General features: G+C 43.9%; 10 protein-coding genes. 5 read left to right on the forward strand and 5 right to left on the reverse strand.

Annotated features, from left to right (window positions below):
- Positions 1-3 precede the first annotated feature (3 nt).
- Positions 4-612 carry an energy transducer TonB gene (locus tag ACXAGK_RS01630; protein ID WP_071817099.1) on the forward strand — a complete coding sequence of 203 codons (609 nt, stop codon included), beginning with the start codon at positions 4-6 and terminating at the stop codon, positions 610-612.
- 6 nt (positions 613-618) lie between these two features.
- Entirely contained in the window at positions 619-1,944 is a 1,326-nt protein-coding gene (locus tag ACXAGK_RS01635; RefSeq protein WP_474853660.1) for a tetratricopeptide repeat protein, read from the forward strand.
- A gap of 151 nt (positions 1,945-2,095) precedes the next feature.
- On the opposite strand, the gene ACXAGK_RS01640 is transcribed toward ACXAGK_RS01635, so the two are convergent.
- From ACXAGK_RS01640 to ACXAGK_RS01655, 4 genes are all read right to left on the reverse strand, one after another.
- Positions 2,096-3,175, reverse strand: a complete 1,080-nt coding sequence (locus ACXAGK_RS01640) for a response regulator (RefSeq protein ID WP_474853662.1) — start codon at positions 3,173-3,175, stop codon at positions 2,096-2,098.
- A complete protein-coding gene (locus ACXAGK_RS01645) occupies positions 3,159-6,047 on the reverse strand; it encodes an ATP-binding protein (protein ID WP_474853664.1) in 2,889 nt (962 codons plus the stop codon). Before ACXAGK_RS01645 ends, ACXAGK_RS01640 begins: the two co-directional genes overlap by 17 nt.
- 253 nt (positions 6,048-6,300) lie before the next feature.
- Positions 6,301-7,869 (reverse strand): AMP-binding protein, encoded by a 1,569-nt coding sequence (locus tag ACXAGK_RS01650; RefSeq protein ID WP_474808677.1) that lies wholly within the window; start codon positions 7,867-7,869, stop codon positions 6,301-6,303.
- A 107-nt stretch (positions 7,870-7,976) separates the two neighbouring features.
- A complete protein-coding gene (locus tag ACXAGK_RS01655; RefSeq protein WP_474853667.1) occupies positions 7,977-8,456 on the reverse strand; it encodes a hypothetical protein in 480 nt (159 codons plus the stop codon).
- Between the two features lie 151 nt (positions 8,457-8,607).
- Here ACXAGK_RS01655 and ACXAGK_RS01660 point away from each other — a divergent pair, with 151 nt between their 5' ends.
- Both ACXAGK_RS01660 and ACXAGK_RS01665 read left to right on the forward strand, forming a co-directional pair.
- Positions 8,608-9,843, forward strand: coding sequence for a PQQ-dependent sugar dehydrogenase (locus tag ACXAGK_RS01660; protein ID WP_474853669.1), 1,236 nt, complete (start codon positions 8,608-8,610; stop codon positions 9,841-9,843).
- 392 nt (positions 9,844-10,235) lie between these two features.
- Positions 10,236-13,046: a bifunctional aconitate hydratase 2/2-methylisocitrate dehydratase gene (locus ACXAGK_RS01665; RefSeq protein WP_474853671.1), complete on the forward strand. Its 2,811-nt coding sequence runs from the start codon at positions 10,236-10,238 to the stop codon at positions 13,044-13,046.
- Between the two features lie 192 nt (positions 13,047-13,238).
- Here the strand turns inward: ACXAGK_RS01665 and ACXAGK_RS01670 are convergent, their stop codons facing one another.
- Positions 13,239-14,243 carry a 5'-methylthioadenosine/S-adenosylhomocysteine nucleosidase family protein gene (locus tag ACXAGK_RS01670; RefSeq protein ID WP_474853673.1) on the reverse strand — a complete coding sequence of 335 codons (1,005 nt, stop codon included), beginning with the start codon at positions 14,241-14,243 and terminating at the stop codon, positions 13,239-13,241.
- A gap of 232 nt (positions 14,244-14,475) precedes the next feature.
- On the opposite strand from ACXAGK_RS01670, the gene ACXAGK_RS01675 reads away from it, so the two are divergent.
- Positions 14,476-16,188 carry an ATP-binding protein gene (locus ACXAGK_RS01675; protein WP_474853674.1) on the forward strand — a complete coding sequence of 571 codons (1,713 nt, stop codon included), beginning with the start codon at positions 14,476-14,478 and terminating at the stop codon, positions 16,186-16,188.
- Positions 16,189-16,280: the final 92 nt, after the last annotated feature.

Below are 16,280 nucleotides of genomic sequence, written 5' to 3' on the forward strand. Positions count from 1 at the left end.
ATCATGCCACGATATTTAATCGCATTTGTTATTTCCCTTGCGATCACGTTAGGCCTGTTCTTCTTGATGCAATCGCTTATCAAGATGGGTGGCAGCGCACTAACTGAGCCGCCTAAAGGAAGCGTGCTTGACTTCGTAAGGGTTAAGCAGGATGAACAGGTTGAGAAAAAAGATCGTAAGCCGAAGAAGCCACCTAAGCCAGAAGAGCCGCCACCGCAAATGGAGCAGCCTCAAATGGACTCGCCTTCTCCAGATGCAGAAGGTACATCAATGGACTTTGGTGCTGAAGTGGGAGACGACATCTCGCTAGAGGGCGGTTTGGCTCTTGAATCTGGTGACGGTGAATATCTGCCTATTGTTAAAGTTGCGCCGGTATATCCACGACGTGCTCTTCAGCGGGGTATTGAAGGCTTTGTTATTGTTGAATTTACGGTAACTAAGCAAGGCGCAGTACGCGACCCAATTGTTGTTGAAGCTAACCCAGAAGGTATATTCGAACAAGCGGCTATCGATGCTGCCATGAAGTTCAAATATAAACCTCGCGTGGTTAACGGTGAAGCAACAGAAGTGTCTGGTGTACAAAACCGTATTACGTTCCAAATTGACGGGTAACAGAACATGATGAAAAAACAGACGAATACATTGCTTAGTGCACTGGCGTTTGCATTTGCATCGGCCACGGTATCTGTACCTAGCATGTTGGTTGCCAATGATGCTGTTGCGCAAGAGCAAAAAGCCAGCGAGAAGAAAACTCGCCGTGTACCTACACTTCGCGGCAAGGTTTACGAGCAGTTAGCCCGGGCCCAAACGGCAGCAGATGAAGCGGGTAATGTTGAAGAAGCTATCGCTATTTTGAAAGAAGTAGAAGATAAGGCTGACTCAATGAACGCTTATGAAAAAGCCATGATGTACAACTTTTTCGGCTTCATTTATTACAACAACGAAGACTATGCAAAAGCATTGGAATCGTTTGCCAAAGTGGTAGAGCAGCAGCCAATTCCTGAAAAGTTCGAAATGACCACGCTTTTCAGTCTGGCCCAGCTTAACCTTATGCAGGGTAATTACGACGACACCATTACTTACCTAGAGCGTTGGGAAAGTCTTAATACAGGCCCTGTACCGGTTAAAAACAAAGTCATCAAAGCCCAGGCGTACTATCAAAACAAAAAGTACGACGAAGCGGCAATGTGGATTTCTGAAGCCGTTGCCGATCACGAAGCAGAAGGCATGATCCCTGATGAAGGGTGGTTAATTCTTCAACGTGCTATTTTTTACGAACTCAAGCAGCCTCAAAAGGTTAAAGACGTTCTTATTAAAATGGTTAAGTTGTTTGACGAGCCTAAGTATTGGATCCAGCTAGCTGGTATGTACGGTGAGCTAGGTGAAGAGCGCAAGCAATTGGCCATCATGGAAACCGCTTATCAACGTGGGTTTGTCAATACGTCAGCTGACGTGTTCAACATGGCGCAGCTTTATTACTATCACCGTGTACCTTATAAAGGTGCTAAGTTGATGGAACAGGCGATGAACGACGGTGTGCTCGAGAAAAACTTGCGCAACCTTAAGTTCTTAGGTCAAAGCTGGTCACTTGCTAAAGAGCAAGACAAAGCCATTCCCGTTATGATGCAAGCGGCTGAACTGTCTGAAGACGGTGAGTTAGATGCACAGTTAGCGCAAATTCTTCTTAATGAAGAGCGTTTTGACGATGCAATCGCTGCTGCAGACCGTGCTGTTGAAAAAGGCGAATTAAGAAACCCTGGTTTGGTTTACTTGATAAAAGGCATGGCACTTTACAATAAAAAGCAATATGCCCTTGCGCTTAATCAGCTTGCAGAAGCTGAAAAGCATCAGAAAAGCCGCGCTATGGCACAGCAATGGAAGCAGTTTGTGCAGGGCGAAAAACGCCAAGCTGACGCTATCGCTGCCGAGCTTGGTGCCAGTTAAAGCTAGCGGTTGAATGCAAGCGTTAATTGAAAAGGTCGATAAAATATCGACCTTTTTTTATATCTTCATGCGCAATATCTTTAATTAGAAGTCGCGAATCTTTTGGTTTGTCAGATAGCGTTTTATAGTGGCTATAAGTGACTAGAAGTAATTAGGGGTTTAGATCTGATACTGATGCCATTTGGCCTTCCGCCTCTAACTGATTCCAATGGCTTTTAGTATCTAGTATTTCCTGTTTGATTGAAAAAAAACACTCTACTAGTTTGGGGTCGAAATGTTTCCCTGCCCCCTCCTGAATATATTCAAATGCTTCTTCGTCAGACCATGCTTTTTTATAAGGGCGTTTCATCGTAAGGGCGTCGAATACATCGGCAATGGCGACAATGCGCGCGCTTTCGGGAATGTCTTCACCCGCCAAGCCTTCGGGGTAGCCTGTACCGTTCCATTTTTCGTGGTGACATAATGCAATTTCCGCCGCAAGGTTAAACAAAGGTGTATCGCACTGCGAAAGAATTTTGTGGCCAATTTGTGCATGGGTGCGCATCACCTCCATTTCGCTGTTTATAAGGCGACGAGGCGCTTTCAAAATTGCATCGGGAATACCGATTTTACCTGTGTCATGCATAGGCGCAGCTTGCGCCAACAAGCAAGCGTCGTCATAGGACCAGCCGCAGGCAATAGCTAAACATTTGCTGTAGGCAGCCATGCGCCAAATGTGGTGTCCTGTGTCTGTGTCATTATAGTGTCCTGCTGCCGCTAACATAGTAATGGCACTTTGCTGGCTTTTGCTAAGCTCTTCAGTGCGTTTTGACACCAAGTTTTCGGTAGTACGCATTTGATGAGCAAGACTAATATGTGTTTTCACGCGCGCTAGTGTAATGCTGGGAGATACTGGCTTGGTTATGTAGTCGACGGCGCCAAGCTTGAAACCCTTCTCCTCGTTTTCTCCTTGGGTCAACGCTGTGACAAAAATGATCGGAATCTGGCTTAGCAATCTGTCAGTTTTTAATTGTTTGCATACTTCAAACCCGTCCATACGTGGCATCATAATATCTAGCAGTATTAGGTCTGGCGTAAACTGCTGAACTATTTTGAGGGCAACCGCGCCGGATGGCGCGACCTTTACATCATAATAAGGGCTTAGTATTCCAAGCAATATATCAATATTGGCTGGCTCGTCGTCTACAACGAGGATACTGAATTTTTGTGCTACTTTATTCTGCTTGTTCATGCTTAATTTCATCTATGATTTTTTGCGCCACAACTAAAGCCCCTTCGAAATCATACACAGAGGCTCGCTGTTTTAATTGACTTATGCTGTGTGAATGGGCTGAATCACCATGGCAAGCTGCAACTTCAGTAATATAGTCAAGTGCTTTTGCATCATAAGCTTCAAGAAAGGTTTTTATTTGGTATAGAGATAAGAGCAGAGGCTCCGTTCCCATATTTTTACTTTGAACCGAGTCATTTTTTTGGCCTGTTTTATCTATGGTATGCGCAATTAAACGCAGCGTCGCATCTAGTTCGAAAGAAAGCTTTGCAATGTACTTGGCAATAACCGAATCCGGACGTTGTTGAACGTCTGCAATACATTGTAAATGTCGTTCTAGCGTACTTGCCCCAATCCTCTGAGCATCTGCGGTTAAATTTATTAATAGCTGGCTTGTGCAGGACGGCGTATGAAGAATATTGAGCAGGTCCGACATTACGCTTCGTTGACTATACTTGTTGTAGAAATCTAATAGTGCAGTGAAGAACTTATTGGATCCGTCCAACGGCATGATTTCAACGTAGCCAGAGTGAATATGAATATCAATGGTATGAACAATTTCGTTTGCTGTGGCGGGTTTGACTAAGTGATGGCACATACCAGCCGCTAGCGCTTTTTCCGACGCTTCATTGGTTTCATCAGCACTTAGCGCGATAATTGGCGTGAACCAATTTCCATTTTGCGTCAGTGTTTCTGCGATGTCGTAACCAGATATGTCTGGTAGGTGGCAGTCAAGTAAGATGGCGTCAAAGGTATTCGAGTTGCACAGTGCCAGCGCATACTCTCCCGTTGTTGCCGTTAACACTTTTATGCCTAAGTCAGTTAGGATTTGTTGGCTTATTTCCACACTTATTAGGTCATCGTCTACTACTAATACTCGTTTACCTGCCAATCGATTGGTTCGCCACTTTTTGCTTTCAAGACCTTCGGTTGCCTCCTGATTTGTTGGCACTTGCAAAGGTGATAAAGCGGAAATGATTTCGCTTTCTGTAAATGGAAGCTCAATAATTCGAACATCGTTAGGGAAGGTTTTTCCGAATCGCTTACGAACGTCTTCTCGACAAAATGGGGTGATCAGAACATTGACGTTTAAGTCGCGGTATTCACCAAATTGCATGTGATTGGCAAAGCGTTTCCAGCTAGATTCATCAATGGGTAAATAAGCGATGCTAAAGGGCGCCTGCTGTGGCAATAGCCCTTCTGCCTGATCTACAATTTGACAGTTGATGTTGAGTCTTTCTAACGTTTGACAAAGAATATGACATCCTTGCTCCACGCTTTCGTGTGTCTGAATGCAAAGTACTTCTGGGGGGACGGAGACAGGAAGTAAAGCCTCAGCAGGCTTCTCGTCATCAATGCAGACCGGAAGCGAGAATGCAAAGCAACTTCCCTCATTGATTTGGCTTTCAAGGGTCAGTTCTCCGCCCATGAATTCTACAAGTCGCTTACAAATTGCAAGCCCTAACCCAGTACCACCAAACTTTCGAGAAATGGATGCGTCAGCCTGTTCGAAGGCATTGAAAAGCTTTGCTTTGCCCGCATCGCTAATTCCCATTCCGGTATCGCTTACACTAAAGAAAAGGTGATTATTCCGCTTATCGACTTTAAGTAGAACGTAACCTTTTTCTGTAAACTTGATAGCGTTACTTAAAAGATTCAACAAAACTTGGTAGATTTTTTCGCTATCGCCCTTGCATGGTGTGTTGGTATTGCAGCGAATATCAAAAAGTAACTGAAGATGTTTTTGCTGTGCTTTTACTTGAAACACCTGCGCCAGCTTTTCTATCATTCTACTTAACGTAAACGGTTCATCGAGAATGTCTATTTTATTGGCTTCAACTTTGGAAAAGTCCAAGATACTATTCATCAGCTCGAGTAACGCATTTGAACTTCGCTGAACTTTCTCTAAGTATTGCTGGCGCTGTTCATTATCGTTTGTTTCTAAGGCCAAATGCGTCAAACCAATGATGGCGTTCATCGGCGTCCTTATCTCGTGGCTCATTGTAGCAAGGAAGTCGGTTTTAGCTTTGTTTGCACTTTGCGCTTCGTCATAGGCTTTTTGTAGCTTCTGTTCAATGGCTTTTTGACCGCTAATATCGTTGAATACACCCACATGCCCGTCTGGTTCACCTTCGTTATTCATCAGCGGTACCGCAACGATAGAAATAGGGAATAGCCTGCCTCGCTTATCGGTAAAAAAGTCTTCATATGAGGTATAAGACTTTCCTTCGCGAATAGCGAGGTTTACTGGGCACTGCTCTCTAGGCAGGAGGGTGCCGTCTCCCTTTTGGTAATGGACGGTATCGTGAAAACGACGGTCTTGAAGTTCTTTTAAAGTCCACCCTAGAAGCTGAGAAGCGGCAGGATTGAGAAATTGTGTTTGACCCGCTGCATTTACTGCATAAACCCCTTCTCCAATACTATCGGTAATGCTGCGGTAAAAAGCGCGTCCTTCAGAGAGACGCTTTTCTAAACGCTTCTGTTGAGAAATGTCTGTCCCAATAACAATAAGGTGGTCGACAAGGGTTGCTTTTTTAACAACTGGAACCACAGTGGCAAATACATACCAAGGTTCACCGGTTTTTCTTATGCTGTGAACTTCGCCTTGCCATATTTTGCCTAGTGAAAGTGAGCTGAAGATCTCTTGCTTTTCATCGGCTGTAATGTTGGTGATGTCGAAGGCGGTGATATTCTCACCCACTATTTCTTTCTCAGAAAACCCTGAGAATTCACAACACTTTTCATTAGCACTAAGGATATTCCCTTTTACATCCATAGTTGCAACCATGCCATGCTTGTCCATAGCCTGACGTTCTAGCAACGGGCGGTTCACAACCCAAAGCCTTTTGTAAGACGTAAAGTTAATCTAGAGCAAGACAGCGGGTAGACAGGTAATGTCGTAAATTGCATAAGTGCAACGAAAGTGATTGGGGTTTGTTTAAGTTAATGACAGAACCGCGATTTTTTCAACACGTTAAGCTTATTCTTTGGTAGCAGTTGTCTGATATTTAAAATAAAAAAACGCATAGGTTTTGACACTATGCGCTTTTTTTTTCAGTTGCTATTTTTTGTGCTGTTTTGTGTTTTTAGGCAGAACGTAGTTCTCGACGGAGTATTTTACCCACTGTTGATTTGGGTAGCTCTTCTAATATTGTGATTGACTTCGGAACTTTGTAGTTAGTTAACTGCGTCTTGCAATGTTCGATAACGTCTTCTGTCGATACATCACCAGATAGCGTAATGTAAGCACACACTCGCTCTCCTGTTTTATCATCAGGCTTGCCAACAACGGCGGCTTCCATCACGCTGGGGTGCGACGTTAGCACATCTTCTATTTCGTTCGGATAAACGTTGAAGCCTGAAACAATAATCATGTCTTTTAAGCGATCTACAATTTTAATTGCGCCAGATTCTGTACGAATACCGATATCACCGGTTTTGAAGAAGCCGTCTTCGGTCATTACCTTTGCCGTTTCATCATCCCGATTCCAATAGCCCATCATAACCTGCGGTCCGCGCACTGCTATTTGCCCCGACTCACCTTCTGAAGCTGGCTTATCATAACTATCAAGAAGCGCTACCTCAGTGTCTTCTAGCTCATGGCCGACTGTTCCTATTTCCTCTTTTCCTGGAATGTTGAATGAAACCACGGGCGCAGTTTCAGACAGGCCATAGCCCTCGGTGATGGTGTTACCCGTTACATCTCGCCAAATCGACACAGCTGCTTGGGTGAGCGCTGTACCGCCAGACATAGTGAGATGAAGATTAGAAAAATCGAGCTTTGCAAATTCTGGATGTCGTCCAAGACCGACAAATAGCGTATTTATCCCCATAAAGGCGGAAATTTTATGGGGCTTGAGTGTTTGAATGAAACCGTCGATATCTCTCGGGTTAGGGATAAGAATAATGTGCGTGCCCTTCGCAAATAGCGCCATCATACCGACCGTGAACGCATAAATATGATAGAGCGGCAACGGGCACACCAACACTTCTTCGCCGTCTTTAAAGCCTTCACCAATGCGATCAAGCATTTGAATACAGTTAGCCATTACATTTTTATTGCTAAGTGCTGCGCCTTTAGAGACGCCGGTCGTACCTCCGGTGTATTGCAGCATGGCGAGCTCGTCTAACGCTATTGAAGGACGAGAGAACGAAGGCAGTGCACTTCCTACTTCAATTGCTTTGCTAAAAGAAACCGTCCCGTCAAGCGTTGGCGCTGTACTAGGGTCTAGCAACTCTGTTGCCGAAGTCGTAATGACTGTCTCGATACCAGTGTCATCTTTAATGTTGGTAAACTTAGGAAGTAAGTCACTTAAAATAACTAAGGCTTTTGCCCCGCTATCGGTAAACTGATGCTTCATCTCCCGCTCAGTATATAGCGGATTAGTATTTACTACGACAAGACCTGCACGGAGTGCGGCATAAACGACAATAGGGTTTTGGATAAGATTGGGAAGCTGAATGGCCACTTTTGTACCAGGAGTCAGTTTTGCTTCGTGTACGAAATAACGTGCTAACGCAGACGACTTACTGTCGATATCGGCAAACGTGAGAGTTTGTCCAAGAGCCGTATATGCAGGTCTATCTGCGAACTTCTTTAAAACACTTTCAATATAGTCGGCTAGGCATGTCACATTATCTGGGTAAGTTATCATGTTGCTTATTCCTAATAAGGCAAAGGATGTAAGGTATGCTCCTTACATTAGCAAACTTAACTTTTTATTTACATCAGTGTTGGCTTATTTAGTAGTATAAGTTTTGGTTATTGATGGTGGCTGAAACTATCACTGAATTGGCGATAGAGAAACCCTGAACAGACGCCTGCAAAACATTGAGCCGCAAGTCCTAGTGTCGAGCGAGCACCTGCAATAAGGGTGACATTTAAAATAGGCTGCATGGCTAGCAACATCAGTAGGAAAGAAAGACCACCTGCAGCAGCGAAGAGAACCGTTCGGCTAGTGCTGTTCGCGCTTTTTGCGTCGTTAAGGCCTAGACGGTTGACTATTAAGTGCGTTATTGAAAAAGCTAACAGCAAAGTTACGGCGATAATAGCACCGTAAGTGGGTAAGAGACCTATAGCGTCCTGCCATATCATGGATAGCCAATCGTTAACGTTTAACTCGACGCCAATTTGAACCAAGCCCATCAAAACAGAAATTGAATGAAATAGACTTGCAAGTAGGAAACCGACTGCCCAAGATGGGATAAAATGAAAAATAGCGCGGCGAGTTAAGTGTCTCATGTATCACATTCCGAGGTTCGTCTGTTATTACCATGTATTAACTATCGACAAAGCGCAACAAGAACACTGAATGTAGTTATATTGTGCTTAATAACCAAGCATATCTTTATAGCTTAAATTAGCTTAGCTAAGGCCTTCGAGGACAATAACAATGGAGTTAGAGCGTATCGTAAGAAAGTTTTTGGTTTTTGCGTTAGCTAGTGGAGCGTTTTCGCATGTTCTGGCGTCAAGTCTCGCTTCTGACGCTCGTGTCGAGCCCACACGTAATACCCAAAAGCATGCGGTTATAAGCGATGAGCCGGCGTCTTTAAAACGTTTTGCTAGTAACGTAGTAACCGAAGACTTGGTAACCTCGATAGCGTTTCCAAAGGCGTTAACAACAGTTATCGATAAGGTGAACGCAACTACGTATATAGTGATAGTGACAAGAGATGGAGAGCTCGTTATTGCTGATGATGACGGTGAGATTTCTAGGTTCTCTTTGGCTCTCGATAACTTGTATACAAAAGGTCAGGGAGGTGTGCTAGATATTCTTATCCCTTCCCGGTTCCCCGCCAATTCCACTGTATTGCTTAGTTATTCCAAGGGTAGTGATGATGCTAACCGTCTTGCTGTAGTAAAAGGTGAGCTTTCTCTCACTTCTGGCATTAGTAATATTGAACCCGTAATTGAAGTAGCGCAAACAAAAGATACGCCTGTGCACTATGGCGGGAAGCTTCTTCAGCTTAGAACTAGTGATGCAAGCCAAGAACAGGGCTTCCTAGTCACTACCGGTGACGGATTTGATTACCGAGAGCAAGCACAGGTTGTTAGCTCACAGTTAGGTAAAGTGCTAGGGTTTACACTATCAGGTGAACCGCTAACGAATCCTTCTTTCTCTAAAAGTCCTTATGTATTTACCTTGGGGCATCGCAACCCTCAAGGGTTAGTGCAGGGGCCTAAAGGGCAGATATTTCTGCATGAACACGGTCCCGATGGCGGCGACGAGGTAAACTTGCTTCAAAAAGGCGCGAACTATGGTTGGCCTGTAGTTACGTTAGGAAAAGACTATTCAGGTGCCAGAATTTCACCTTTTTCAACTTATCCGGATATGACAGACCCCATTGTGGATTGGACACCATCCATCGCGCCGTCATCCATGATTTACTACTCACATGATCAGTATCCAATGTTGACCGATACCTTACTTGTTACCAGTTTGAAAGCTAAAGCCTTATATGCGGTCCATAAAATACCGAATAAATATGTTTCTACGAAAATTTATGAGGAACTAGAAGTGCGATTAAGAGATATAGCGGTTGATCACCAAGGTAACCTTCTACTTTTAACTGACGGTGAGAATGCCAAGGTAGTAAAAGTTTCACCTAAACAGAACAATGCACAATAAAAAATCAATAAACTGAAATTTTGTTTCAAATTTGAAGGTAATTTGAACTGGTCTCACCATAAACAGAATGAATCTTTGTCATAAGTACAACACTATTATTTATCTTTATTGGTCAAACCATTCTCATTAAAAATGATTTTGCACTTCAGTCATTATCTTTATAAGTAACTGAATTTAATAGTTATTGCGCATTTTTTTCAAAAAGTCATTTTTTGCACCTATGCTCTTTGAGGTTTATTTAACTTTGGTTTGAGCAGTTGTATAACCAACTGATTACTTTCAGTCATTACGTAACTGCTAAAAATCAGTTAAAATATCCCTCATTTTTATATGCGTATAGCTAAGACCGACTTAACACTACGCCCAAGTAAAACTAAGACCGAGAGAACTATATGAGTTTGTATTCAGAATATCTGGCAGAGATCGAAACCCGTAAAACGGAATTAGGTCTTAACCCTAAGCCAATTGACAGTGCAGAACTGCTGTCTGAAATTATTGCTCAAATCAAAGATACAACAAACGAGCACCGCGAAGACTCTCTAAAATTCTTTATCTATAACACCTTGCCAGGAACTACGCCTGCCGCTGGTGTTAAAGCACAATTTTTGAAAGAAATTGTACTTGGCGAAGAAAAAGTAGAAGAAATCACGCCAGAGTTTGCACTTGAGCTACTTTCACACATGAAAGGTGGTCCGTCTGTAGAAGCACTTCTAGATCTTGCTCTTTCTGATGATGAAACAGTTGCCAAGCCTGCAGCTGAAGTGTTGAAAACTCAGGTTTATCTATACGAAGCCGATACTGAGCGTCTTGAAACGGCATTTAAAGCAGGTAACGCGATTGCTAAAGACGTGCTAGAAAGCTACGCAAAAGCTGAATTCTTTACCAAGCTTCCTGACGTTCCAGAGAAAATCGAAGTAGTGACCTATATCGCTGCTGAAGGTGATATCTCAACTGACCTTCTTTCTCCAGGTAACCAAGCGCACTCTCGTGCAGACCGTGAACTTCACGGCCAGTGCATGATTTCTCCTGAAGCGCAGCAAGAAATTGTTGAGCTAGGTAAAAAGCACCCTAACGCAAAAGTAATGCTTATTGCTGAAAAAGGCACAATGGGTGTAGGTTCTTCACGTATGTCTGGTGTGAACAACGTAGCACTTTGGGCTGGTGAGCCTACAAGCCCGTACATTCCTTTTGTAAACAAAGCGCCAATTGTTGCTGGTACTAACGGTATCGCACCTATCTTCCTTACTACTGTAGACGTAACTGGTGGTATTGGTCTTGACCTTAAAAACTGGGTTAAGAAAACTGACGCAAATGGCGAAGTAGTTCGCGATGAAAACGGCGACCCAGTGCTTGAAGAAGCTTACTCTGTTGCAACTGGTACGGTACTGACTATTGATACCAAAGCGAAGAAGCTTTTCAACGGTTCAGAAGAACTGGCTGACGTATCTGCCTCATTTACTCCTCAGAAAATGGAGTTCATGAAAGCGGGTGGTTCTTACGCTGTAGTATTCGGTAAGCAGCTACAATCTTTTGCTGCACGTACACTTGGTGTTGAAGCGCCAGCAGTTTACGCGCAATCGAAAGAAGTTTCACACGAAGGCCAAGGCCTTACTGCTGTAGAAAAAATCTTTAACCGCAATGCGGTAGGTGTAAATTCAGATGCGCCGCTTCACGCGGGTTCTGACGTTCGCGTTAAAGTAAACATTGTAGGTTCTCAGGACACCACTGGCCCAATGACCTGCCAAGAACTAGAGTCTATGGCGGCATCAACTATTTCACCTACTGTTGACGGTGCATACCAGTCTGGTTGTCATACGGCGTCAGTATGGGATAAGAAAGCACAGGCTAACATTCCTAAGTTAATGTCATTCATGAACAACTTTGGCGTAATCACAGCACGTGACCCTAAAGGTGTTTACCACTCAATGACTGACGTTATTCACAAAGTGCTTAACGACATCACCGTTGACGACCGCGCCATCATCATTGGTGGTGACTCGCACACGCGTATGTCAAAAGGTGTAGCATTCGGTGCCGACTCAGGTACGGTAGCACTAGCACTTGCGACAGGTGAAGCGGCAATGCCAATTCCAGAGTCTGTGAAAGTGACCTTTAAAGGTAGCATGAAAGAGCACATGGACTTCCGTGATGTGGTTCACGCTACTCAAGCTCAAATGCTTAAGCAATTCGCTGGCGAGAACGTGTTCCAAGGTCGCGTCATTGAAGTGCAAATCGGTACTCTACTTGCTGACCAAGCGTTTACGTTCACTGATTGGTCTGCAGAAATGAAAGCGAAAGCGTCAATTTGTATCTCTGATAACGAGACTATGGTTGCGTCACTTGAGCTTGCTAAGAGCCGTATCCAAATCATGATCGACAAGGGTATGGATAACGAAGCGAACATGCTTCAGGGTCTAATTGACCTTGCTGACAAGCGTATTGCTGAAATCAAGTCTGGCGAAGTACCAGCGCTTGCACCAGATGACAACGCTAAGTACTACGCAGAAGTGGTTATCGACTTAGACCAAATCGATGAGCCAATGATCGCTGACCCAGACGTAAACAACGAAGACGTATCTAAGCGTTATACCCACGACGTAATCCGTCCAGTTTCTTATTACGATGGTAAGCCAGTAGACCTAGGTTTCGTGGGTTCTTGTATGGTGCACAAAGGCGACATGCAAATTATCGCGCAAATGCTGCGTAACCTAGAGAAGCTTAACGGCTCTGTAGAGTTCAAAGCGCCACTTGTTGTTGCTCCACCTACATACAACATCGTTGACGAGCTAAAAGCAGAAGGCGACTGGGAAGTACTTGCAAAATACGCAGGCTTTGAATTCGACGATGCTAAGCCTAAAGAAGCAGCGCGTACTAAGTACGATAACATTCTTTACCTAGAGCGTCCTGGATGTAACCTATGTATGGGTAACCAAGAAAAAGCTGAGCCGGGCGATACCGTAATTGCTACCTCTACACGTCTTTTCCAAGGTCGTGTTGTAGCTGACTCTGCTGAGAAGAAAGGTGAATCACTACTAGGCTCTACGCCGCTAGTAGTACTTTCAACGGTTCTTGGTCGTTTCCCAACGACAGAAGAGTACAAGCAAGCAGTTGCAGGCATTGACCTAACTAAGTTTGCTCCACCTTCTGAAGACTTGGCAGTTAAGCCTAAGTTCGAAGCAGATGTAGCCGTTAAGCGCGTATAAGCACTTACCGCTAAACAAGGCATTAAAAAGCCCCAACCAAGGTTGGGGCTTTTTTATACCCGAAATAATGGGGTCAAAGTACAAAATAATGGGGTCAGAGTAGATAAACTAAGAAGATTGGGGTCAGAGTACATTTCTTTGAAACCTACTCTGCTTAAATGCCGAAAAATGTACTCTGACCCCATTTATTTGTTATTCGGCGTCGGTTGCTACGAGTTCGTCAAGTATGCCAAGTAGTAGTTTGGTGCCGGTGCCAGAGGCTATTGCGTCAAATACATTCTCAACATTTTTACCGTGCTGACCGCCCGCTAAGTCGCTAATTGAGCGGATAATTAACCAATCTACGTCGTTAACAAAACTCACCTGTGCGACGGTTGCCGATTCCATTTCTGCAACATCAGCCGTGTAAACGTCACGCAGCCACTCACGGTATTTAGCGTTGTCTACGAATACTGAACCTGTTACTCCATTTCCACCTATATCAACCAGTATTTCCTTACCTGATGGCATAGTGATAGGCGGGATCTTTTTGAGCGCGCGTTTTGCCATCTCTAACAATGCCTTATCGGCAGTGAAATAAGGCATTCTTTTTCGGGTGTCCCATCCTTCTTTAACTACAGCCACTTCAGTAGGATGAATAAAGCCAATGTTTTTATAGCTTGGCGAGTGCTTGTCTGTCTTCCGTCGCGCTTTGTAATACTCAAGCTGTTTAGCGTAGTAGTCCGGAAGCTCATAGGTGCTAGCATCATTCTTTTTCGGGTTGATATAGACGGATTCATCGTGAAAGTACCAACGTTCAGGCACTGCGATATCGCCTGGTGTATATTTCGGGTTTATGGCCCCTGCGATACCCATCATAACCAGCTTATCAATAGGGAAGTAATCCAACGCCATCTGCACAGTCATTGCTGCGTTGGTAATACTGACACCCGTACTAAATACAACAATGGGCTCACCTTTGTAGGTGCCAAGCTGGTACTTAACCCCTTTAATATAAACCGTTTGCGTAATTTGAGCGTCGTCCATAGTCGCAAACGCGGTGTCAATGGCTTCAATTTCTGGCTCATAAGCAGCAACCACGGCTGTCCATTTGTTTGCAACATTGGAAAAATCTTTTGGACCGTACTGACCAGTATCGTCATTTGCTAAAGACGATAGCGATATACAAACGAATAAAACAAAACTACTTAAGCGCATAGTGACCTTATTTAACCTATTCATGCACCAAACAGGTGCGGACAATGAAAAAAGAACGAGTCTAAAGGCCTTGGAGTGCTATAGGCAAGGCTCAAGACAACAATATTAAATATGTTGGCAAGGTTCGGGCCAATAATAGGGTCAGAGTCGCGACTCTGACCCTATTTTTGTCATGCAAAATCGCTGTTTAGTACTTATACTGTCTTATCAACTGTTTATCTTTAGAACGCTAATGTCGCAGCAGTACACCACAGCAACTGAATCTTTTGGCGAAGTCACCATGACCTTGCGAGGCGCAGGGTTTAAAATTTTGCTGGTTTTTTCTCTACTGATACTCGTGGTTATTGCTATTAAACAACCCGATAACGTTTATGTGGCGTCGTTTTTCGGTCTCTCGTGGTGTGTTATATCTGTAGTAGGTCTCACCTTTCCTAAAAAACAGGAGCTATTAGCAAAGTTATGGGCCTTACTCACGATTCCAGTGGCCCCTTATTTGGTCATAAGCAATGGACTTATGCCCGCAGCCCTTGCACCTATTGCCACCATATTTCCTATTTTGTTGCTTTCTAATAGCTGGAGAGGTGTTGCCATGGTGGTGCTCGCAAGCTGCACTTTTCTGGTCCCTTTCTACGATAAACCCTACGATGAAGGTCTTTGGTTAAGGTTATGTCTAACAAACGTGATTGTTTCCCTAATCATCTATGTTTTAGCGAGCCAATTGGAGAAAGCTTTACTAGAAAGTAAAAAGAAAACCCTCGAGTTAAACAGGGCGCTTGAGAACGAAAAGCAAGCGTCGGCCGCACAATCACGATTTCTTGCCACCATGTCACACGAGATTCGCACGCCATTAAACGGTATTTTGGGATTAACCGATGTAGTGCTATCTCATGAGGTATCGGAAAGTGCACGGCCTAATCTGGAGAAGATTCAGCGTTCAGGGTTATCGCTTAACCGTATTTTGAACGACATATTAGATCTCTCTAAACTGAACGCAGGTAAGCTCGCGCTGGAGAACATTCCTTTTAATCTAAAAAGTACTGCGAAAGATTGTGTGGCGTTTTATGCGCAATTGGCGCAGAACAAAGGAATTTCATTGCGAATAAATGTAGACAAGGCATTGAATACGAATGTGGTGGGTGATGCTACTCGCCTCTCACAAGTGTTAAACAACTTAGTGAGTAACGCGATCAAGTTTACACATAAGGGCAGTGTAACCCTCGGGCTATCGAAAGGTGAAGCTTCGAAGACCCACCAATTTATAAGATTTTCGGTAAAAGACACGGGAGAGGGGATTGACGTTGATGAACAAGAGCGCGTATTCGACGCATTTACCCAAGCGAACAGCAGCATAAATCGCGTACACGGAGGTACTGGACTTGGATTACAGATAGTAAAAAGTTTAGTTGAAGCAATGGGCGGCACCGTGTATCTAAAAAGCGCTGTTGGCCAGGGGAGTGAGTTCTACTTCGAATTACCGTTTGAGATTACAGATAGTGTAATTGGCACTAAAGAACAGAACAGCACACCGTCGTTTTCAAACCTTACTGTTTTGGTTGCAGAAGATAATGACATTAACCAAGTTGTCGCTAAATCCTTGTTAGAAGACACAGGATTAAAAGTCGTGATAGCAGATAACGGCAAAGAGGCAGTGGAAGTCGCACAAAAGCAGCATGTCGACCTGATTTTAATGGACCTACACATGCCTGAAATGAACGGCTCTGAAGCCGCTCTAGCGTTGCGACAAGCAAACATCACTATTCCCATTATAGCGTTCACTGCCGCGGTAGTTGCCGAAGAAATAGATAAAGCACTAGCATACGGGATGAATGGATATCTCACAAAACCCGTCAATAAAACGGAACTACACGCTGTACTGACAAAATATTTGGGCGGAGAAATGTCTACAAAAAGTTCCTATATTGCTAAAGAGGCTTATACAGAGTAACGTGGGTTTAAGGTATCGAGATTCCCAATAACCCCCTGTTATCGCAACACTAAAGTAAAAACGCGCTTGGTCCTATTAAGTAAACAGTATTA

It is taken from the genome of Alteromonas sp. ABM1_013 (genome assembly GCF_056160505.1).

Bases quoted from the DNA above. Each gene is read 5' to 3' on its own strand.
- ACXAGK_RS01630 (WP_071817099.1), top strand. From the start codon at position 4: ATGCCACGATATTTAATCGCATTTGTTATTTCCCTTGCGATCACGTTA.
- ACXAGK_RS01635 (WP_474853660.1), top strand. From the start codon at position 619: ATGATGAAAAAACAGACGAATACATTGCTTAGTGCACTGGCGTTTGCA.
- ACXAGK_RS01640 (WP_474853662.1), bottom strand. From the start codon at position 3,175: ATGAACAAGCAGAATAAAGTAGCACAAAAATTCAGTATCCTCGTTGTA.
- ACXAGK_RS01650 (WP_474808677.1), bottom strand. From the start codon at position 7,869: ATGATAACTTACCCAGATAATGTGACATGCCTAGCCGACTATATTGAA.
- ACXAGK_RS01655 (WP_474853667.1), bottom strand. From the start codon at position 8,456: ATGAGACACTTAACTCGCCGCGCTATTTTTCATTTTATCCCATCTTGG.
- ACXAGK_RS01660 (WP_474853669.1), top strand. From the start codon at position 8,608: ATGGAGTTAGAGCGTATCGTAAGAAAGTTTTTGGTTTTTGCGTTAGCT.
- ACXAGK_RS01665 (WP_474853671.1), top strand. From the start codon at position 10,236: ATGAGTTTGTATTCAGAATATCTGGCAGAGATCGAAACCCGTAAAACG.
- ACXAGK_RS01670 (WP_474853673.1), bottom strand. From the start codon at position 14,243: ATGCGCTTAAGTAGTTTTGTTTTATTCGTTTGTATATCGCTATCGTCT.
- ACXAGK_RS01675 (WP_474853674.1), top strand. From the start codon at position 14,476: ATGTCGCAGCAGTACACCACAGCAACTGAATCTTTTGGCGAAGTCACC.